Here is a 20,382-nt window from a genome sequence, read left to right on the forward strand (position 1 = left end):
ATGGCCCTCGGCCAGGGAATACTCGCCGAGCCGGCCGGCGTTGTCAGCGATGTGAGCAGCATCCACGCCAGGGGCTCGGTACTGGAGCATCCGCCGTCCGCGGTGGCCGACCGGCTAGGCTCATATCTGATGACCATTCCTGCCGCCGGCGAGGCGCTCGCTGCCGAAGAGCAGCCCGTCGTCGATCCAGCCACCGAAACCGAGGTCGAGCGGGCCGCCCGGTTCGAGCGTGACGCACTGGTCTACCTCGATCAGCTCTACGGTGCCGCGCTGCGAATGACCCGCAACCCGGCCGATGCCGAAGACCTGGTGCAAGACACCTACGTGAAGGCGTTCGCGTCGTTCCACCAGTTCACCCCGGGCACGAACCTCAAGGCCTGGCTCTACCGCATTCTCACCAACAGCTTCATCAACACCTACCGCAAGAAGCAGCGCCAGCCGCAGACCTCGGGCGGCGACCAGATCGAAGACTGGCAGTTGGCCCGCGCCGAGGCCCACGCTTCGGACGGCCTGCGCACCGCTGAGATGGACGCCCTCGACCGGATGCCCGATTCGGCGGTGACCGAGGCCATGAACGCGCTGTCGCCCGATTTTCGGCTGGCGGTCTACCTGGCCGACGTGGAGGGCTTCGCCTACAAAGAGATCGCCGAGATCATGGGCACCCCGATCGGTACCGTGATGTCACGGCTCAACCGCGGCCGCAACCAACTGCGGGCCGCGCTTTCTAATTACGCCCGCGAGCACGGGTTGCGGCGCCGGGGCGGTGACCATGACCAGTCATGAGTGCACGCTGGCTCTGCAGCGCCTCTACCAGTTTCTCGACAACGAGCTCGACGAGGCCGACGCCGACGCGATCCGTGCTCACCTGCAGGCCTGCGAGCCCTGCCTGGACGCATACGGCGTGGAGGAGCACGTCCGTTCGCTGGTGAAGCGGTGCTGCGCCGGGTCGCGGGCGCCGGACGGGCTGCGGGTGCGGGTCACCCAGGTCACAGCGCTGACGGTGGTCGTGCGCCAGCCGCCGGTCGGCTGAGGCAAATCACCAGCAACGCCGCAGGACCTTCCGCGAAGTAGCGACGACGAAACCCCGGCACTAGGTGCTGGGGTTTTTGACAGATTCCGCGGGTGAGCGGCGGCCAGCCGACTTCGCCTACCTGTGGAATCTCATTTTTCGAGGAACGCTGACTTGTTGCTGGTCGAGACCGTGGCAATGCCGTTGTGGCAAGGGGTTTCGACAAGCCCAACCGGCATCGACGTTCGTTGGTCGAGCTTGTCGAGACCTCGGCCGTGCTGCTCTGGCTCAGGGTTTCGACAAGCTCAACCAGCGGTGGTTACGTTGAGTAGCGCTTCCTCGGGTGAAGCGACTCGGCGACTCAGGCGTTGGGACGATTGCCGTGATTCGCCTTGTTCTTCCTGCGGGAACGACGCTTACGTCCACCCTTGCCCATGCCGGTCTCCTTCGTGTGTGCTCGTGGGCGCCCGTCGGCGCGATCATCTATTCTGCCATAGGGTGGCAGGCATGCTGACGATGGCCGAGGTGATCGACGCGCACACTTCCCTCGGCCCAGAGGACGTGGCCTGGCTGGACCATCTAGTGGCCGAGTGGCACCTGCTGGCCGATCTGGCGTTTTCGGACCTGATCCTGTGGGTGCCGGGCGTCGACGACAACGTCTTCTGGGCCTGCGCGCAGGTACGTCCCACTACCGGGCCGACCGCACTCGAAGACGACGTGGTGGGGGAGGACATCCACTACGACCCCGAGCATCAGGTGACCGAGGCGTACCTGTCGCACGAGATCGTGCTCACCAGCGGCAATCAGTTGCGCGCCGGCATCCCGGTGGACGTGCATGCCATTCCGGTGGTGCGGGGCGGCCGGGTGATCGGCATAGTCGAGGCGCACACCAACCAGATGGGGGTGCGCGCGCCCGGCGCGCTCGAAGACGCCTATCTCGAGGCCGCGGACGTGCTGTCGGGCATGGTGCACCGCTGCGAGTACCCGGCCGACGTCGACAAGTCGGTGCCCTGGGTCTCGCCCCGGGTCGGCGACGGCATGCTCCGGGTGAGGGCAGACGGCATGGTCACCTACGCGAGCCCGAACGCGGTCAGCGCCTATCGCCGGATGGGTCTGACCGCCGACCTGGAGGGTGAGAACCTGGCCCGGGTCACTATGGCGCTGCTGCGCACCAGGGCCCCGGTCGAGATGTCGCTGACCAACGTGCTGCGTGGCCGGGGCCAGCACGAGGTCGAGGTCGAGACCCCTGACGTGCAGTTGCGGTTGCGCATCATCAACCTGCAGAACGACGAGGGCCCGGTGGGCCAACTGGTGCTGTGCCGCGACACCACCGAACTGCGTAGCCGTGAACGGCAACTGGTCACCAAGGATGCGACGATCCGCGAGATTCACCACCGGGTGAAGAACAACCTGCAGACGGTGGCCGCCTTGCTGCGACTGCAATCCCGGCGTATCTCACTGCCCGAGGCGAAAGGGGCGCTCAACGACGCCATGAAGCGCGTGGGTGCCATCGCGGTGGTGCACGAGATCCTGTCCCAGGCCTTCGACACCTCGGTGAAGTTCGACGACGTGGCCGACCGGCTGCTGCGTATGGTGGTTGACGTGGCCGCTACCGGTGAACCGGTGCAGCTCAAGCGTGAAGGCTCCTTCGGCTACGTGCCGGCCGATGTCGCCACCAGCCTGTCACTGGTGCTCACCGAGCTGTGCCAGAACGCCATCGAACACGGTCTTGGGCAAGATCGCGGAGTGGTGTGGGTGAAGCCCCGCCAGCACGACGGACAGCTAGTGGTCGAGGTCATCAACGAGGGCGAGCCGTTGCCGCCCGAGTTCGAACTGGGCTCCAGTAACAGCCTGGGGCTGTCGATCGTCACCACGCTGGTGGACGACCTGGGCGGCGAGTTCACCCTCAGTTCCGGCGAGACCTCGGTGGGCACGGTGGCCCGGGTGTCGATTCCGCTGGCCTAAGGAAGTACTGATCGCTGCGTCCACCGTTGGTCGAGCTTGTCGAAACCCCTAGTGAGAGCACACCGTTTGAGGTCTCGACAAGCTCGACCAGCGAAAAATCAGCGTTTCCCCAATGATTTGGCTGGTCAAGTTCGTCGAGAGCTCGGATATTTCGCTCCGGCAAGGGGGTTCGACAAGGTCGACCAGCGCTTCCCTGGTTCAGGCCCCAAGGCTGGATCAGGCACCGGACGTGGCTCGGGTTGAGCGCAGCGTCCGGGCCGCCCGGTCGGGCTCAGCAGCCGGTCGGGCTCAACTTGCTCGCACGCGCGAACGTGCCGCGCGCCGCTTGAGGGCCCGCCGCTCGTCCTCGCTCAGGCCACCCCAGACGCCGTGGTCCTGGCCGACGTCGAGCGCCCACTGAAGACACGCTTCACGAACGTCGCAGCGTTTGCACACCTTCTTGGCCTCCTGAATCTGCATCAGGGCCGGGCCGGTGTTCCCGACGGGAAAGAATAGCTCCGGGTCCTCGGTGAGGCAGGCAGCGCGATGGCGCCAATCCATGCGGCTTCCAACTCCTTCTTGTGAAGATCTTGTGCCCGAGAGGGCAGGAGCGCCACCTCTGCGATGGCGCACAACTTAACGACTATAGCCTGACAAGTCATTGCCAGTCAGTACAAGATGCCGATCAGTAAATGAACGAATCGCCACGAGTATTCCCGGCCCCGCGCAGGTGTGCGACCTGCACTACCGTGGGCCCGTGCAGAACCGACCGTGGGGCCTGATCGTGGCTTGTGCCGGCACCGCCCTGCTGGGGCTGGTCTTCGTGGTGTTCGCCGGCGTGAGCGTCGCGTCGGGCCACGGCATCTTCAGCCTGCAGATCGGCCTTCTGCTGGCCGCGTTCGGGTTGCTGCTGATCGGTTCGGCGATCGGGGTGTGGCAGTTGCGGATGTGGGCCCGGGGTCCACTGGCGGCGTTCAACCTGATGGCCGGCTTCGGGTTCGGCGAATACCTGAAGGATCAGGTGTGGATGCTGGCACTGGTGCTGCTGTGCGTGGCCTCGGTGGTGGGCATTGTGGCGCCCAGCACCACCAGGGCGCTTCAGTCGCGGGTCAAGCCAGCCGACCAGCCCCGGCCGCCGGGAGCACCACGAACGTGGCTGGGACGTTTCGTCCGGACTCAGAAAACGCCGTAGTCACCGCCGTGGCGATGGCCTCGACGCGATCGAGTGGCGCCAGTGCCAGCACGCAACCGCCGAAACCCCCGCCGGTCATGCGAGCGCCCAAGGCGCCGTTGGCCAGTGCGGTCTCGACGGCCAGATCGACCGAGGGTTCAGTGATTTCGTAGTCGTCGCGCATCGATGCGTGCGAGGCCGTCATCAGTTGGCCAAGCCGGGGCAGGTCGTCGGCCCGCAGTGCGGCGCAGGCGCTCAGCACCCGCTGGTTCTCGGTCACCACATGCCGCGTCCGACGCGCCAGGCGTTCGTCGGGCAGCTCGGGCAGTCTGCGGTTCAGCTCGTCCACGCTCACGTCGCGCAGGGCAGCGACGCCGAGCAGGCGGGCCGCCTGTTCACAATCGGCGCGCCGGGTGGCGTACTCACCGCCGGCGTGACTGTGCCGGGTGAGGGTGTCGATCACCAAGATCGCCTGGCCGTGCGCGGCCAGGTCGAGTGGCACCTGCTGCACCTGAAGTGAGCGGCAGTCCAGAAATAGCGCGTGGCCTTCGGTGCACAACGTGGACGCGGCCTGGTCCATCAGGCCCGTGGGTGCGCCGACGTAGGCATTCTCGGTGATTCGGGCAAGCTTGGCCCGAGCCATCGGCGCAATCCCCAGGCCGTGCAGGTCGTTCAGCGCCTCGACCAGCACGCACTCGATCGCCGCGGACGACGACAGCCCGGCCCCGATCGGCACGTCCGAGGCCAGGGCCAGGTCGGCGCCGCCCACATCGTGCCCGGCCTCGCGCAGCGCCCAGAACACCCCGGCCAGGTAGGCGTGCCAGCCGTCGTGGTTGGGCCGCAGCTCGTGCAGTGAGGTCTCGAAGGTCTCGCCCAGGTCGACCGAGACAATCCGGATCACGCCGTCGTCGCGGCGTCCGGCGGCCAGGTATGCGGCCTGCGGCAACGCGAACGGCATGACGAAGCCGTCGTTGTAGTCGGTGTGTTCGCCGATCAGGTTGATCCGCCCCGGAGCACGCCAGATACCCTCGGGTGCTGCCCCGGTGAGGTCGTGGTAGGCCTCGAGCACCGCCAGATCGAGGGTCACGCGAAGGCCGCTTCGAGCAGCGCGTCCAGTTGTGCACGGTGCACCTTGAGCGACCCGACCGACGGCGCTGAGGCAGCCGGACGGGTGACCGACGTCATGCGCAGGTCGTAGCCGGGCAGGAAGGCGGCAACCGCTTCGGGCAGGTGCTGTTCAATGAACCACCAGGCACCCTGGTTCTCGGGCTCGTCCTGCACGTAACGCACCACGGCGGTCTTGGGCAGTTCGGCCAACAGTGCGGCGATCTCTTTTGCCGGCAGCGGGTAGAGCCGCTCCAGCGACAGGATCGCCACCTTGCCGTCGAGACCCGCCTCGTGCCGGGCGGTGGCCAGATCCCAGCGCAGCTTGCCCGAACAGAGCAGAATGCGGTCGACCTGCGACGGGTCGGTGATCGACGCGTCGCCGATCGCCGGCTGCCAGCGCCCCTGGGTGAAGTCGGTGGGCTGTGAAACGGCCAGCTTGTTGCGCAGCATCGACTTGGGCGTGGCGATCACCACCGGACGGTGCCAGTTCACGTACGCGTGCGTGCGCAGCAGGTGAAAGTAGCTCGCCGGGGTGGACGGCTGGCACACCGCCAGCGCGCCCTCATGGCATAGCTGAAGCCACCGCTCGATGCGCATGGACGAGTGGTCGGGGCCCTGACCTTCGTAACCGTGGGGGAGTAGCAGCACGACGCCCGACTTCTGGGTCCACTTGGCGTTGGCCGAGGCGATGAACTCGTCGGCGATGGTCTGAGCGCCATTGGCGAAGTCGCCGAACTGGGCCTCCCAGCACACCAGCGCGTCGGGAGCGGCCACCGAGTAGCCGTACTCGAAGCCCATCGCCGCGTACTCGCTCAGTAGCGAGTCGTAGACGTGAAAAGTGCCCTGCGTGTCGGCGAGGTGGTTGAGCGGCACGTAGCTCTCGGCGTTGTCGCGGTCGATCACCGCCGCGAACCGCTGCACGAACGTGCCGCGGCGGGAGTCCTGGCCCACCAGGCGCACGGGACGGCCCTCCAGCAGCAACGACCCGAAGGCGAGCAGTTCAGCGGTGGCCCAGTCGATCGGGCCGTTGAGAATGCCGTCCGCCCGCCGCTGCAACTGCGGCAGCACCTTGGGGTGTACCGCGAACCCCTCGGGGAACGTCACGTGTGCCCGGGCCACCTTCGCCATCGTCTCGGCGCTGATCGTGGTGCCTTGGGTCTTGCCGAGCTTGGGCGGGTAGTACGGCACCCGGCGGTAGGAGTCGTCGGCCTCGGCGTCCTCGCGGGCCTGTTTGAACACGCTTTCGAGGCCGTCGCGAAACCGGGTGAGCACGGCCTCGGCGTCCTCGGTGCTGATGTCGCCACGGCCGATCAGGGCTTCGGTGTACAGCTTGCGCACGCTGCGCTTCTGCTCGATCAGGTCGTACATGCGCGGCTGGGTGAAGCTCGGGTCGTCCCCCTCGTTGTGGCCGCGACGGCGGTAGCAGACGATGTCGAGCACGACGTCCTTGCTGAACCGCTGGCGGTACTCGAAGGCGAGCTGCGCGATGCGGGCGACGGCCTCGGGGTCGTCGCCGTTGACGTGAAAGATCGGCGACTGAATGGCCTTGGCCACGTCGGTGCAGTACACCGACGTGCGCGAGTCGAACGGCGAGGTGGTGAAACCGACCTGGTTGTTCACCACCACGTGAATGGTGCCGCCGGTCTTGTAGGGCCGCAACTGGCTCATCTGCAGGGTTTCGTACACCACGCCCTGGCCGGCGAACGAGGCGTCGCCGTGCAGCAGGATCGGCAGCACCGGGTAGCCCTCGTGGGCCCCGAGTTGGTCGAGTTTGGCCCGGGCGATGCCCTCGAGCACCGGATCGACCGCTTCGAGGTGGCTCGGGTTGGCGGCCACCGACGTCTTGATCGTCTTGCCCGACAACGCGGTGAACTGACCCTCGGCGCCCAGGTGATACTTCACGTCACCGGTGCCCTGGGCGTGCCGCGGGTCGACGCTGCCCTCGAACTCCTTGAAGATCTGCCCGTAACTCTTGCCCACGATGTTGGCCAGCACGTTGAGCCGGCCACGGTGCGGCATGCCGATGCAGACCTCGTCGAGCCCGGCGTTGGCGGCGGCGTCGCACAACTCGTCCAGCAGCACGATGGTCGACTCGCCCCCCTCGAGGCTAAACCGCTTCTGGCCTACGAATTTGGTCTGCAGAAAGGTCTCGAAGATCTCGGCCTCGTTGAGCCGGTCGAGTATGCGCAGGTGCTCCTCGCGGGGCCAGGAAGCGTGCGGCACTTCGACCCGCTTTTGAATCCACGCGCGCTGCTCGTTGTCTTGAATGTGCATGTATTCGATGCCGATGCTGCGGCAGTACGAGCCGCGCAGCGTGCTCATAATGTCGCGCAGTGCCATCACTTCGCCGTCGTGACCGCCGAAGTTGCCCACCGGAAACTCGCGGTCGAGATCCCACAAGGTGAGGCCGTGGTACTCCAGGGTGAGCTCGGGGTGCGAGCGCTGCCGGTATTCGAGCGGGTCGATGTCGGCCATGAGGTGGCCGAACTGCCGGTAGGCGGCGATCAGCGAGAACACCCGGGCAGGCTTGGGAATCTGGCCCGGACGCTCGGCGCTGACGTCTTGGGCCCAGCGGACCGGGGCGTAGGGAATGCGCAGCGAGGCGAAGATCTCGTCGTAGAAGCCGTGCTTGCCGAGCAGCAGTTCGTGGATCACCTTGAGGAACTCGCCCGATTGGGCACCCTGAATGATGCGGTGGTCGTAGGTGGAGGTCAGCGTGGTGACCTTCGAGACGCCGCCTTCGGTGATGCGGCGCATCGACGCGCCCTGAAACTCCGGCGGGTAGTCGATCGACCCCACGCCCAGAATCAGGCCCTGGCCGGCCATCAGCCGCGGCACCGAATGGCTGGTGCCGATGCCGCCGGGGTTGGTCAGCGTGGCGGTGGTGCCCTGAAAGTCGCTCACGGTCAGTTCGCCCTTGCGGGCCTTGCGCACCACCGCCTCGTAGGCCGCCCAGAACTGACCGAAGTTGAGGCTTTCGCAGCCCTTAATGTTGGGAACGAGTAGCTGCCGCCCGCCGTCCGGACGGGGCAGGTCGATGGCCAGGCCCAGGTTGATCGCGTTGGGTTCGACCAGGAAGGGTTTGCCGTCCACCTCTTCGTAGGCGTTGTTCATCGCCGGCACCTGCTTGAGTGCCTTGATCATGGCGTAGCCGATCAGGTGCGTGAACGAGATCTTGCCGCCGGTCGATCGCGCCAGGTGCGCGTTCACCATCAACCGCTGATCGATGGCGAGCTTCATCGGAATATTGCGCACCGAGGTGGCGGTCGGCATGGCCAACGAGGCGTCCATGTTGCGCGCGGTGCGCATGGGTGCGCCCTTGAGCTGGGTGCGGGTGGGTTCGCTCGACTGCTCCTTGCGCACCACCAGGCTGGGCCGGTTGGCCGACAGGCCCATGCCGGTGCCGGGGGACTCAGGCCCGGCGTCGTGACCGGTCGAGGCGGACGACTCGACCGTCGCCTGAGGCGCGGGGGTCTGACCCGCCGGTGGAGCCGGCGCCGGGCGAGGCGTGGCCGGGCGCGGGGCGCTCTCGGCGACCACGGTGTAGGACTGCTCGTGCGCAACGGCCCGTGGTGCAGCAGCGGCCTCGGACGGCTGCGCGACCGTCGGGGTCGCAGGCTGAGCGGGTGTGGTGGCCTGGGGCGCGGCGGGCTCCGCAGGGCTGGGCGCGGCAACGGCAAGGCTCGCCTGGGGCGCGGCCGGTTCGGGCGCCGTGGGCTCGGGTGCCGTGAGCTCGGGTGCCGTCGGCGGTTTGGCGGCGTCGGGACGAACGTCGATGGCGGCGCGCTCAGCGAAGAACCGCTGCCAGCGTTCGTCGACCGAGTTCGGATCGGTCTGATAGGCCTGGAACATCTCATCGATCAACCAGTCGTTGGCACCAAATTCATCAGTGGATGGGTTGTCCGCCGTCAAATTACCGGGCGCGAGGACCACGATCGCCTTCTTCCGTTGCCGCACAGGCCGCGACGCCTGTTGTTCCCCGATGCTACTCAGCCAGTCGGTGAGGGGAAACCGGCCATGCCGCAACCGGGCCTGACGCGTCACTGATTTCGCCGTCGGCGTAGCCACCCGGATGGTTCAGGGGACGGTTCTCGTCGGTTCAGGGGACGGTTCCAGATGGTTCAGGGGACGGTTCCGGATGGTTCAGGGGACGGTTCCGGATGCTTCGCCGAACCGTCCATCAACTGAAAATGGATGCAGGCTGGACGCATGCGTTAGTGGCGACGAGGGACCATCGATTTTCGGCGGGAACGGACGCCTCGCCAGAGGCAGGTTGGCTGAACCGACGAGAACCGTCCCCTGAACCAACGAACCATGAGGCATTCCAGAGTGAGGGTGAGGCCGGTGGAGGTGGCCCGCAAGGATGCGCTGAAAGCTGGCGTGTCCTGAATGTGTCCTGGCGTCAGATGCGACGAGAGCCGCTGCCCGACCGATTCACGGTTCTGACAACGGCTCTCGCATCTGCGCCCCCGGCAGGATTCGAACCTGCGCACCCGCCTCCGGAGGGCGGCGCTCTATCCCCTGAGCTACGGGGGCCCGGGCCAGCGGACCGGCCACGACTGTACCGCATCGCCCCTGGTCGCATCGAATCGCCGCAGCCCCGAACGGAGCCCGGCGCAACGGGGTCGGGCCGGTGGCCGACGTCGGGAACCTGTTGTGCTGCCCGCGCCGAGGTCGAGTCGCCTAAGGTGCCATGTATGCGGGTACGGCGAGTGGCACTGCTGCTGGCAATGCTGCTGGCCGGTTGCTCGGCACCAACGCCGCCGGGCGATCCGGTGCTGCGCAGCTCGGCACCCCCGTGGCCGGCTCCCCGCGACGGCCTGGCCCAGATCGAGGCCGCCGGCCTGGAACCGTCTCGGCTCGACGACACCACCGGCCAGCGCCGCTTCACCCTGGCCATCACCATCGACGGCACGCCGGTGCCGCTGGCGGCCTACATCGGCATGGACCGCCCGCGCGCGTTGCAAGGCCCGGCGCACACCCACGACGACTCGGGCCTGGTCTGGCTTGAGGGTCGCGGCGCCGACACCGTGACGCTGGGCCAGTTCTTCACCCTGTGGGGGGTGCGTTTCGACGCCCGGTGCCTGGGGGCGACCTGCGGCACTCTCACCGTCAACGCGGACGGCCGCCCGGTCGCCGATCCGCTCGCGCTCCGGCTGGCCAGCATCGACGATCGGGTGCGGCTCGACGTCCGCGGCGCCTGATCCCAGCCGACGGGAGCGGAGCGTCGCAACGGCACCGTTCTGGCAGAGTGTTGCCCCATGACCCACATGCATGTCGCCGGCTCGATTCATGCCGACGCGACGTCGCCGGCACCCCTGTGGCTGACCCGTCCCGACGACGTGAATGCCTTGACCGAGCAGTTGTGGAGCAAGAACGCGTCACGCAACGCCGAGGGTGAGCTCGAGATCGCCGGACGCACCGCCGCCTCCATCGTCGCCGAGGCGGGCAGCCCGGTCTACGTGATCGACGAGGACGACTTTCGCACCCGAGCCCGGCAGTGGCGCGACGCCTTCGAGGGCTGGGACGTCTACTACGCCGGCAAGTCGTTTCTGTGCACCACCGTCGCGCGCTGGATCGCCGAGGAGGGGCTCGGCCTCGACGTGTGCACCGGCGGCGAGTTGGCGGTGGCCCTGCGCGGCGGCGTGAACCCCGCGCGCATCGGCCTGCACGGCAACAACAAGAGCGCCGACGAGCTGCGAGCCGCGCTGCACGCCGGCGTGGGCCGCATCATCGTGGACTCCTCCAACGAGATCACCCGGCTCGAGCAGCTCTGCGCCGAGTCGGGCACGGTCGCCGAGGTGATGATCCGGGTGACCACCGGGGTGGAGGCACACACCCACGAGTACATCGCGACCGCCCACGAAGACCAGAAGTTCGGCTTCTCGATCAACGGCGGTGCCGCGCTGGTGGCCATGGTGCGCAGCCATCACAGCCCGCACCTGGTACTGAAGGGCATTCATAGCCACATCGGCTCGCAGATCTTCGACACCAACGGCTTCGAGGTTGCCGCCCGGCGCACGCTGAAGCTGCTCGCGCAGTTTCGCGAGGCCACCGGGGTCACGCTGCCCGAACTCGACCTGGGCGGGGGGTTCGGCATCAGCTACATCAAGGAAGACACACCGGCCACCCCCGCCGAGCTGGCCGACGGGCTGCGCTCGATCGTCGAGCACGAGTGCCGCGGCTTCGGCCTAGCCGTTCCCCGCATCTCGATCGAACCCGGACGAGCCATCTGCGGCCCGTCCGGAACCGCGATCTACACCGTCGGCACGGTGAAGACCGTCGAGCTCGGTGGCGGCCAGTCCCGCCGCTACGTTGCCGTGGACGGCGGGATGAGCGACAACATTCGTCCGGCGCTCTACGCGGCCGAATATTCCGCCGCCCTGGCCAACCGGGCCGGTGATGGGGGTCCGGTGCTGTCGCGGGTGGTCGGCAAGCACTGCGAGGGCGGCGACATTCTGGTGCGGGACGAGTTTCTGCCCGACGACATCGGGCCCGGCGACCTGATCGCGGTGCCCGCCGCCGGCGCCTACAGCCGCTCGATGGCGAGCAACTACAATCACGTTCCGCGCCCGCCGGTGGTGGCCGTTTCGAATGGCCGGCTCAGCACGCTGCTGCGCCGCGAGACACTGGACGATCTACTGGCGCTCGACCCCGGGGCCTGAGGTATGGGCTCGAGAACGACCGCCTGCCGACGAGATGAGAAAGATGAGGACGCGATGACGCCAGCGAGACCGCTCAAGGTGGCCCTGTTGGGCTGCGGAGTGGTGGGAAGCCAGGTGGCCCGGCTCCTGCTCGACAGCGGGGACGAGTTTCAGGCCCGGGTGGGCCGTCGGCTCGACTTGGTCGGCATCGCCGTGCGCGACCTGACCAAGCCCCGCCCCGGCATCGACCCGGCGCTGCTCACCGCCGACCCCGCCGAACTCGTGGCCCGCAAGGGCATCGACCTGGTGATCGAGGTGATGGGTGGCGTCGAGCCCGCGCGCAGCCTCATTCTGGCCGCGATTGACGGCGGCGCTTCGGTGATCACTGCCAATAAGCAACTGCTCGCCCAAGACGGCGCGACCGTCTACGAGGCGGCGGCGAAGGCCGGTGTCGACCTGTACTTCGAGGCCGCCGTCGCGGGCGCCATTCCGATCATCCGGCCGCTGCGCGAGTCGTTGGTGGGCGACGAGGTGACCGCAGTGAAGGGCATCGTCAACGGCACCACGAACTTCATTCTCGACAAGATGCACACCGAGGGCAGCTCGTTCGACGAGGTGCTCGCCGAGGCGCAACGGCTGGGGTACGCCGAGGACGATCCGACTGCTGACGTCGAGGGCCTGGACGCCGCCGCGAAGGCCGCCATTCTGGCCAGCCTGGCCTTCCACAGCCGGGTCAAGCTCGACGACGTCGACTGTGAGGGCATCACCAAGGTGAGCGCCGGTGACGTGGCCACCGCCAAAGAGCTCGGCTACGTGATTAAGCTGCTGGCCCGCTGTGCGCTGGCGCCGGACGGCTCAATCTCGGTCGGCGTGCACCCCACGATGGTGCCGGCGAACCATCCGCTGGCGAACGTGTCAGGAGCGTTCAACGCGGTCTTCATCGAGTCGCGGCACGCCGGGCAGTTGATGTTCATGGGCCCCGGCGCCGGTGGCGCACCCACCGCGTCGGCAGTGCTGGGCGACGTGATCACCGCGGCGCGTAACCGAGTGCGCGGCGTGGCCGGCCCGGGGGAGTCGTCGTACTCGGCCCGTCCGATCACCCCGCGCAGCCTGGTGCCGTCGCGGTTCTATGTGTCGCTCAGCGTCGACGACGAGCCGGGCGTACTGGCCAAGATCGCGGCTAGCTTCGCCCGTTACCAGGTGTCGATTCAGGCGGTTCGGCAAGAGAGCGAGCCGGGGCGTCCTGAGGGCCATGCGGCGCGGCTCGCGGTGCTGACCCACGCGGCCCGGGTGGGCGACATGCGGGCGGCCGTCGAAGACCTGCGCGCCATGCCCGAGGTCACCGGCGACATCGCCCTGATGCGGGTCGAGGGCTGAGTCATGCAGTTGGCCTGCCTCGATCTGGAAGGGGTGCTGATTCCCGAGATCTGGATCGCCGTGGCCGAGGCCACCGGCATCGACGGGCTGCGCCGGACGACCCGCGACGAGCCCGACTACGACGTGCTGATGCGCTACCGGCTCGACCTGCTGGACGCCCACGGGTTGACGCTGACCGAGATCCAGCGGGTGATCGGAACCCTCGACCCGATGCCCGGCTCCGTCGAGATGGTTGCCTGGCTGCGGCAGCGGTTCCAGTTGATCATCCTGTCCGACACGTTCTACGAGTTCGGCATGCCCTTCATGGCCAAGCTCGGTTACCCGACGCTGCTGTGCCACAAGCTGCAGATCGCTGACGACCGGATCGTCGATTACACCCTGCGGATGCCCGACCAGAAGCGTGAGGCGGTGCGCCGCTTCCACGAGCTGAACTTCAAGGTCATAGCCACGGGTGACTCCTACAACGACACCAACATGCTCGCCGAGGCCGACGCCGGCATCCTGTTCCGGCCGCCGGCCAACGTGATCGCCGAATTCCCGCAGTTTCCGGTCACCACCGACTACGCCGGGTTGCGGGCCGCGTTCGAGCGGGCTGCAGCCTCTCTGCCGGTCGTCTGAGGTCGCGCGACAGCCCGGGGGCCAGTGCCGCTCGGCCGCGCTCGGCGCGCCTCAACCGACCAGCAGCGGCGCCTGATGGTTAACTGAGGCACGTGAAGATCGGCCGCATCGGGTACGTGGTGTTGCTGGCGTTGCCTCCGTTGCTGGCCGGCCTCTACGCCGGCGCGACGACTATTCCTGGCGGCAGCTTCGAACCGTGGGCGCCTGCGATGATCGACCTGGACGTGTACCGCCGCACCGGCGAGTTGGTGTTGCGCGGCCAAGACTTCTACCACGTGGAAGCCTGGTTGCCCTGGATCTACCCGGCCTTCGCCGCCTTGCTGTCGGTGCCCTTCGCCGTCCTGCCGCTGGCCGTTGCGCAATGGGTGTGGCTGGGGCTGAACGTGGTCTGCCTCATGGCGATGCTGCACCGGCTCGGCCTGACCGGGGCTCGGCTCAGCCTGGCCGCCACCGCGATCGTGTGGCTGGTCGAGCCGGTGCGCGAAACCCTCGGTTTCGGACAGTTGGCGGTGTTTCTGGTCACTGCAGCCGTGCTTGATTCGATGCCGGGCCCCACGGTTTTTCGCCGCCGGTTGTTGCCCGAGGGGTGGCTCACGGGCGTGGCTACGGCCGTCAAGCTCACACCGGCGGTAATCGCTGTCTACAACTTCTGCGCCGGCAAGAGACGAGAAGGCATCGTCAGCTTCATCACCTTTCTGGCGTGCACGGCGATCGGGTTCGTCGTGCTGTGGGGGCCGTCGCTGACGTACTTCGGCATGCTGCTCTCGGGCGATTCGGGGCTCAACAGCGGTATCGTGTACAAGACCAACCAGTCGGTGCTCGGGGTGTGGACCCGGCTGCTGGGCGAGGCCAGCCGCGGCGGGCTGGTAATGGCCGCGCTGGTGGGGGTGATCGGCCTGGTCGCCGCCGTGCTGATGCACCGGGCCGGCGAGGTGGCCTACGCCCTGTGCCTGGCCGGGCTGACCAGCCTGCTCGCCTCGCCGATCTCGTGGTCGCACCACTACGTATGGATCGTGCCGTTCGGGGTCGTGCTGCTGCGCAATCAGCGGCTGCCGGGCTACTTGCGCGTCACAGGGCTGTTCTACGCGATCTGGACGGCCTTCGCGCCGTTCAAGTTGCTGCCCGGTGACAACAACATCGAACTGACCTACACGCCGCTGCAGATGCTCGTCGACAACTTCGGCGTCTACCTGGGGGTGGCCATTCTGATCGCCAGCATCGTCGCGGCCTACACACCCTGGGGCCGAGACCGTCGCCGGGCGCAACTCGCCCTGCAGCATTCGACAGCACCCTAGGGCAGCGCGGTTTTTTTGGCTGGTCGAGCTTGTCGATACCTCGAACGGAATGCGCTCACTAGGGGTTTCGACACGCTCAACCAGCGAGGGTTGCGTTGATCAGCGCTGCTCTAGGGGTTCTGATCGGCGGAATATCTCGCCCAGCCGCGTCGTTTCGAGCAATTGGCCGGTGCGGTGCTACGCTTACAGCGCGCTGCAAAGCAGCCAATCGCCCCCGCAGATCGGGGCTGACGATCTGATTCGTCGAGGACTCCTTTCATCAAAGCCCTTTGGTTTGGGAGATGAAACGCATCCAGGATCTGTGCCGGAGCTAGTCACGCTCCTCCCAAATTGCTGTCCGGGCGCCGGTGAAGGCACCCGTCCGGATGTTCCGAAAGGACCCATGTGACCGACACGATCGAAGCCGCCACCGCCTCGGGTAACGGCAAGGGGCTGAGCGGCATGCTGCTTCCCGAGCTCAAGCAGCTCGGCTCCTCGCTCGGCCTCAAAGGCACCGGCGCCATGCGCAAGAGCCAGTTGATCGACGCCATCCGCTCCGCCCAGGGCGGGGCGGCAGCGGTGCGCACCGGGGCCGGCCGTGCCGAAGAGCCGGAGCAGCAACAGCACAAGCGGGCCGCGAAGGAGCGCCCGGCAACCGAGCAGGTACAGGCCAGTGCCCCGGCCGAGTCCGTCCCGGCCACGCCCAGCACCTCGGCGGAGTCAGCCGCGCAGGCAAGTTCGAACGGAACCGCCCCGGCCGGCGATGACGTCGCAGCCCGCCTCGACGCCCTGCAGGGCGAGCGCGGACGGCGCCGACGCAACCGAGGGGACGGCGAGGCCGCTGCCGGGTCGGCCGTCGAGGTCAGCGCCGAGCCTTCCGAGCCCACCGTCGACTTCCGTCCGGCGGCGAACGGCGGCGGCGGCAACGAGCGTCAGCAGCAGCCGCGGGACGACGACGACTTCGGCACCGGACGGCGCTCCCGCCGCCGGCGCAACCGCGACCGACAGAACCGCCGGGGCAACAACCGCGGCGGGCAGGGCGGGGCGATGGCTGGGCTCGAGGCCGAACCGGTGGTGAGCGACGACGACGTGCTGGTCACCATCTCGGGCATTCTCGACGTGCTCGACAACTACGCCTTCGTGCGCACCTCGGGCTACCTGCCCGGCTCGAACGACGCCTACGTGTCGCTGTCGATGGTGCGCAAATTCGGGCTGCGCAAGGGCGACATCGTCACCGGTGCGATCCGGCAGCCGCGTGACGGGGAGCGCAAAGAGAAGTTCAACCCGCTGGTGCGCATCGACACGATCAACGCCGACGCCCCCGAGAAGGCGCGCGACCGCGCGGAGTTCGGCAAGCTGACCCCGTTGTACCCGCAGGAGCGGCTCAAGCTCGAGACCTCGGCGGTGGGCATGACCGGCCGCATCATCGACCTGGTCAGCCCGGTCGGCAAGGGCCAGCGCGGCCTGATCGTCTCGCCCCCCAAGGCCGGCAAGACACTGATCATGCAGGCCATTGCCAACGCGATCACGACCAACAACCCCGAAGTGCACCTGATGGTGGTGCTGGTCGACGAGCGTCCCGAAGAGGTCACCGATTTTCAGCGCAGCGTCAAGGGCGAAGTGATCGCCTCCACGTTCGATCGTCCGGCCGACGACCACACCACGATCGCCGAGCTGGCCATCGAGCGGGCCAAGCGCCTGGTCGAACTGGGCAAGGACGTGGTGATCCTGCTCGACGGCATCACCCGGCTGGGCCGGGCCTACAACCTGGCCGCGCCCGCGTCGGGACGGATCCTCTCCGGCGGTGTCGACTCGGCGGCGCTGTACCCGCCGAAGAAGTTCTTCGGCGCCGCGCGCAATATCGAGGACGGCGGCTCGTTGACGATTCTGGCCACCGCGCTGATCGAGACCGGCTCGAAGATGGACGAGGTGATCTTCGAAGAGTTCAAGGGCACCGGCAACATGGAGCTGCGGCTGCGCCGCGACCTGGCCGACAAGCGGGTCTTCCCGGCGATCGATGTGGCGGCGTCCGGAACGCGACGCGAAGAGATGCTGTTTACCCGCGAGGAGCTGCAGATCATCTGGAAGCTGCGGCGGGTGCTGGCCAGTCTCGATCCGCAGGCTGCCCTAGAGACGCTGCTGTCGCGGATGCGCAAGACCGAGTCGAACCGCGAGTTCCTGATTCAGGTGACCCGGACCACGCCCTCGGCGAACTAGCTGGTCAACGCCGTCACCGCCGGTTGGGCTTGCCGACCCCCCCTTGTTGGGGAGTGTCTGCAGGCTCGACAGGCTCGACCAGCGGGGCCGGCCACCGCTTGCCAGGGGCCTGGCCTGATCACGAAGGCGTCTGTGATGCCGAGTTCCCAGCCGTCCAGGTTCTGGTTGACCGGGTCGGTGACGGTCGCTTTGTCGGTCATGCCATCGGTCTGGTTCCCGTGGTCTGTCAGCGTCGGCGAGCGCCGGAACAAGGTCTGGAACCCGGTCAGCTGAATGTGCATCGCGGGGACCGGGCATTGTCGAGGCCTCGGACGTGCCGCCGGGAGAAGGGGTTTCGACGAGCCCAACCAGCGGCGGGGCGCTGATCGGCCCTTCCTTGGTGGTCGGCCCTTCCTTGGTGATCGGAGGGCACGGGGTTAAGCTGGCTGGCTGCTGACAACCCCGGAGGTGCTTGCCGTGCCGGCCACCGATGCCCTGACCCAAGCTCGAGAACATCTGGTCGAGTCGCGGGCGGCGCTGCATGAGATGCGGGAACACACGGCGTCTTTGGAGGCTCTGGCCGGCGACCGGCTGAGCGGGGAGTTCCTGAAGCAGGCGCTGTACCGCCGCATGGTGGCGTTGCGCGACGACCCGTCCACGCCGCTGTTCTTCGGCCGCATCGACTACCGCATCGGTGCTGGCGCGGACGAGAACGAGGACTGCTGGATCGGACGGCTGCACGTCACCCGCGAGATGGGCAGCGAACCCATGGTGTACGACTGGCGGGCGCCGGTGGCGCTGGCGTTCTACCGGGCCAGCCGCACCGAACCGATGGGGGTTGCCTTGCGCCGTCGGTTCGGCTTTCAGCACGGGGCAATCACTGCCTTCGAAGACGAACGGCTGGTCGGCCATGGCACGGGGCCTGAGGTCGCCTTCGGCCAGTCGGAGATTCTCGAAGCAGAGATCGAGCGGCCGCGCACCGGGCCGATGCGCGACATCGTCGCCACCATCCAGCCGGAGCAGGATCTGATCGTGCGCGCGCCGCTGAACGAGTCGGTGGTCGTTCAAGGAGCCCCGGGCACGGGAAAAACCGCCGTCGGCCTGCATCGCGCGGCCTACCTGCTGTACGCCTACCGCGACCAACTCAGCCGCAGTGGCGTGATGGTGGTCGGGCCCAACGCGTCGTTTCTGCGTTACATCGGCGACGTGCTGCCCGCGCTGGGTGAGATCGACGCGGCACAAGAGACGCTCGAATCGCTCGTCTCGCGAGCCACCGGACGCCCCGTCGCCGGCTCCGACAGTCCTACCGCGGCCGTGCTCAAGGGCGATCCGCGGATGGCCGAGTTGCTGCGCCGGGCAGTCTGGCAGTCGATCGTGCAACCTACCGAGACGCTGGTGGTGCCGCGCGGGTCGGCCCAGTGGCGCGTACCGGCGCACCGCTGTGCCGCCGTGGTCGACGAGTTGCGGGCGCGGGGAGTCCGGTATGCGGCGGGGCGGGAGATGTTCGCCCAGCGGCTCGCTCACCAGGTGTTGCTGCGCATGGAGCAGGCGGGGGAGTTGCCCGACGATCGGGTGCAGAACGCGGTGGCCCGCTCCCGTCCGGTGAAGGCCTATGTCGAGGCCCATTGGCCGGCGCTGGACGCCGCCAGGCTGGTTGTGCGGCTGCTCGCCGACCCGGCCTTTCTGGCCTGGCATGCGCAGGATCTGCTGAGCGCCGACGAGCAGCGGGTGCTCGGCCTCGGCCACGGTGTCACCGGACGGGCCCGGCTGCCGCGATCGGTGGCTGCCTGGAAGCCGAGCCTGGCTGACCTGGTGCTGATCGACGAGGCCACCGATCTGCTCGTCCGCACCCCCAGCCTCGGCCACGTGATCGTCGACGAGGCACAAGACCTGTCGGCGATGGGCCTGCGGGCCGTCGGACGACGCGCCAGTACCGGCTCGGTCACCGTGCTGGGCGATCTGGCTCAGGCGACCACTCCGTACGCCGCCACGAGCTGGGCCGAGTCGCTGCACCATTTGGGTAAGCCCAACAGTGCGCTGACCGAGCTGGTCGCCGGCTTTCGGGTGCCGCGGTCGGTGATCTCGTACGCCGCCCGGCTGCTGCCCAGCATCGCGCCGACCCTCACCCCGCCGCACTCGGTGCGTCGCTCACCCGGCGACTTCAGCGTGGTCACCGGTGGTTCGGACGCCCTCGCCGCTGCCGTGCGCGGGGCGCTGCATCACCCGGGCACCGTGGGCGTGATCGTCGCCGACGCAGAGCTGAGTACCGCTATCGACGTGCTGAGCGACGCTGCTCTCGGCTTCGGCGTGCTCGGCGCACAACCCGCCGCCGATGCCTTCGAGCATCGCCTCGACGTCGTGCCCGCCAGCCTCGCCAAGGGCCTCGAATTCGATCAGGTGGTGTTGTTCGAGCCGTCCGCGATCGTGGCCGCCGAGCCCGACCGGGTCACCGGCCTGCGCCGCCTCTACGTCTGCCTGACCCGGGCGGTCAGCGGCCTGACGATCGTCCACCAACACCCACTCCCACGCGAGCTAGCCCCCTGACCCCCGCCCCCCGCCCCCCCTGGGGTGGACAGCACCACGTCTCCGGGCTTTGGCGTCACTTCCGGGGTTTGAACCACTGAAAGGACGCCGAAACGCGGAAACGTGGGAGGGGGCGGGGGAGGGGGTGCGGGGTGGTGGGGGCGTTTGCTTGGGGGCGAGGGGATCGGGCAGAATGGACGGTCGTTGCCGGTTCACGCCAGGGCCCATCCAGCCCCATCTTTCCCAGCGAGGCGACCCGGCACAGAACAAGGAGCTCACACCATGAAGCAGGGAATCCATCCCGACTACAACGTGACCGAGGTCACCTGCACCTGCGGCAACACGTTCGCCACTCGCAGCACCGCCAAGAACGGCGTCATTCACGCCGAGGTCTGTGCGGCCTGCCACCCGTTCTACACCGGCAAGCAGAAGATCCTCGACACCGGCGGCCGCGTGGCTCGGTTCGAGCGCCGCTACGCCAAGCAGCCGGCCAAGAAGAAGTAGCCTGCGTGAGCGCCG

16 protein-coding genes and 1 tRNA gene are annotated in these 20,382 nt (G+C 67.8%); 12 read left to right on the top strand and 5 right to left on the bottom strand.

Annotated features, from left to right (window positions below; translation table 11 throughout):
* Nucleotides 1–129: 129 nt before the first annotated feature.
* Together QM721_RS14575 and rsrA are read left to right on the top strand one after the other, a co-directional pair.
* Nucleotides 130–783, top strand: coding sequence for a sigma-70 family RNA polymerase sigma factor (locus QM721_RS14575; RefSeq protein WP_415123451.1), 654 nt, complete (start codon nucleotides 130–132; stop codon nucleotides 781–783).
* On the top strand, nucleotides 770–1,030 hold the full coding sequence (rsrA, locus tag QM721_RS14580) for a mycothiol system anti-sigma-R factor (RefSeq protein WP_415123253.1): 261 nt from the start codon (nucleotides 770–772) through the stop codon (nucleotides 1,028–1,030). Before QM721_RS14575 ends, rsrA begins: the two co-directional genes overlap by 14 nt.
* 340 nt (nucleotides 1,031–1,370) lie before the next feature.
* On the opposite strand, the gene QM721_RS14585 is transcribed toward rsrA, so the two are convergent.
* Nucleotides 1,371–1,445, bottom strand: a complete 75-nt coding sequence (locus tag QM721_RS14585) for a 50S ribosomal protein bL37 (RefSeq protein ID WP_415123453.1) — start codon at nucleotides 1,443–1,445, stop codon at nucleotides 1,371–1,373.
* 71 nt (nucleotides 1,446–1,516) lie between these two features.
* On the opposite strand from QM721_RS14585, the gene QM721_RS14590 reads away from it, so the two are divergent.
* Entirely contained in the window at nucleotides 1,517–2,974 is a 1,458-nt protein-coding gene (locus tag QM721_RS14590; protein WP_415123255.1) for a sensor histidine kinase, read from the top strand.
* 288 nt (nucleotides 2,975–3,262) lie between these two features.
* Here QM721_RS14590 and QM721_RS14595 read toward each other — a convergent pair whose 3' ends face one another.
* A complete protein-coding gene (locus QM721_RS14595; protein ID WP_415123257.1) occupies nucleotides 3,263–3,514 on the bottom strand; it encodes a WhiB family transcriptional regulator in 252 nt (83 codons plus the stop codon).
* A gap of 196 nt (nucleotides 3,515–3,710) precedes the next feature.
* Between QM721_RS14595 and QM721_RS14600 the strand changes: the two genes are divergently transcribed.
* Nucleotides 3,711–4,145 carry a hypothetical protein gene (locus tag QM721_RS14600; RefSeq protein WP_415123259.1) on the top strand — a complete coding sequence of 145 codons (435 nt, stop codon included), beginning with the start codon at nucleotides 3,711–3,713 and terminating at the stop codon, nucleotides 4,143–4,145.
* Here the strand turns inward: QM721_RS14600 and galK are convergent.
* The 3 genes from galK to QM721_RS14615 all read right to left on the bottom strand — a co-directional run bounded on the left by galK (nucleotide 4,063) and on the right by QM721_RS14615 (nucleotide 9,767).
* Complete coding sequence (gene galK / locus QM721_RS14605; protein ID WP_415123261.1) at nucleotides 4,063–5,211, bottom strand: galactokinase; 1,149 nt, start codon at nucleotides 5,209–5,211, stop codon at nucleotides 4,063–4,065. The two genes, QM721_RS14600 and galK, sit on opposite strands and share 83 nt — an antisense overlap.
* The gene (locus tag QM721_RS14610; RefSeq protein ID WP_415123263.1) at nucleotides 5,208–9,164 is read right to left on the bottom strand and encodes a multifunctional oxoglutarate decarboxylase/oxoglutarate dehydrogenase thiamine pyrophosphate-binding subunit/dihydrolipoyllysine-residue succinyltransferase subunit; all 3,957 of its coding nucleotides are present in this window, start codon (nucleotides 9,162–9,164) and stop codon (nucleotides 5,208–5,210) included. The genes galK and QM721_RS14610 overlap by 4 nt, the downstream gene beginning before the upstream one ends.
* 531 nt (nucleotides 9,165–9,695) lie before the next feature.
* A tRNA-Arg gene (locus QM721_RS14615) sits at nucleotides 9,696–9,767 on the bottom strand.
* Nucleotides 9,768–9,928: 161 nt separating this feature from the next.
* Here QM721_RS14615 and QM721_RS14620 point away from each other — a divergent pair.
* The 8 genes from QM721_RS14620 (at nucleotide 9,929) to rpmE (ending at nucleotide 20,367) form a co-directional block, all read left to right on the top strand.
* The gene (locus tag QM721_RS14620) at nucleotides 9,929–10,435 is read left to right on the top strand and encodes a hypothetical protein (protein ID WP_415123266.1); all 507 of its coding nucleotides are present in this window, start codon (nucleotides 9,929–9,931) and stop codon (nucleotides 10,433–10,435) included.
* Nucleotides 10,436–10,492: 57 nt separating this feature from the next.
* A complete protein-coding gene (lysA, locus tag QM721_RS14625) occupies nucleotides 10,493–11,896 on the top strand; it encodes a diaminopimelate decarboxylase (protein WP_415123269.1) in 1,404 nt (467 codons plus the stop codon).
* A 54-nt stretch (nucleotides 11,897–11,950) separates the two neighbouring features.
* Nucleotides 11,951–13,252 carry a homoserine dehydrogenase gene (locus QM721_RS14630; RefSeq protein WP_415123271.1) on the top strand — a complete coding sequence of 434 codons (1,302 nt, stop codon included), beginning with the start codon at nucleotides 11,951–11,953 and terminating at the stop codon, nucleotides 13,250–13,252.
* 3 nt (nucleotides 13,253–13,255) lie between these two features.
* Entirely contained in the window at nucleotides 13,256–13,870 is a 615-nt protein-coding gene (thrH, locus tag QM721_RS14635; protein WP_415123273.1) for a bifunctional phosphoserine phosphatase/homoserine phosphotransferase ThrH, read from the top strand.
* A gap of 92 nt (nucleotides 13,871–13,962) precedes the next feature.
* Complete coding sequence (locus QM721_RS14640) at nucleotides 13,963–15,165, top strand: glycosyltransferase 87 family protein (RefSeq protein ID WP_415123275.1); 1,203 nt, start codon at nucleotides 13,963–13,965, stop codon at nucleotides 15,163–15,165.
* Between the two features lie 441 nt (nucleotides 15,166–15,606).
* Nucleotides 15,607–17,361, top strand: a complete 1,755-nt coding sequence (gene rho, locus QM721_RS14645; protein WP_415123455.1) for a transcription termination factor Rho — start codon at nucleotides 15,607–15,609, stop codon at nucleotides 17,359–17,361.
* Nucleotides 17,362–17,817: 456 nt separating this feature from the next.
* A complete protein-coding gene (locus QM721_RS14650) occupies nucleotides 17,818–19,884 on the top strand; it encodes a HelD family protein (RefSeq protein ID WP_415123277.1) in 2,067 nt (688 codons plus the stop codon).
* Between the two features lie 261 nt (nucleotides 19,885–20,145).
* Nucleotides 20,146–20,367 carry a 50S ribosomal protein L31 gene (rpmE, locus tag QM721_RS14655; RefSeq protein ID WP_415123279.1) on the top strand — a complete coding sequence of 74 codons (222 nt, stop codon included), beginning with the start codon at nucleotides 20,146–20,148 and terminating at the stop codon, nucleotides 20,365–20,367.
* Nucleotides 20,368–20,382 lie beyond the last annotated feature (15 nt).

The organism is Micropruina sp. (assembly GCF_047602085.1).
Taxonomy (GTDB): domain Bacteria; phylum Actinomycetota; class Actinomycetes; order Propionibacteriales; family Propionibacteriaceae; genus Micropruina.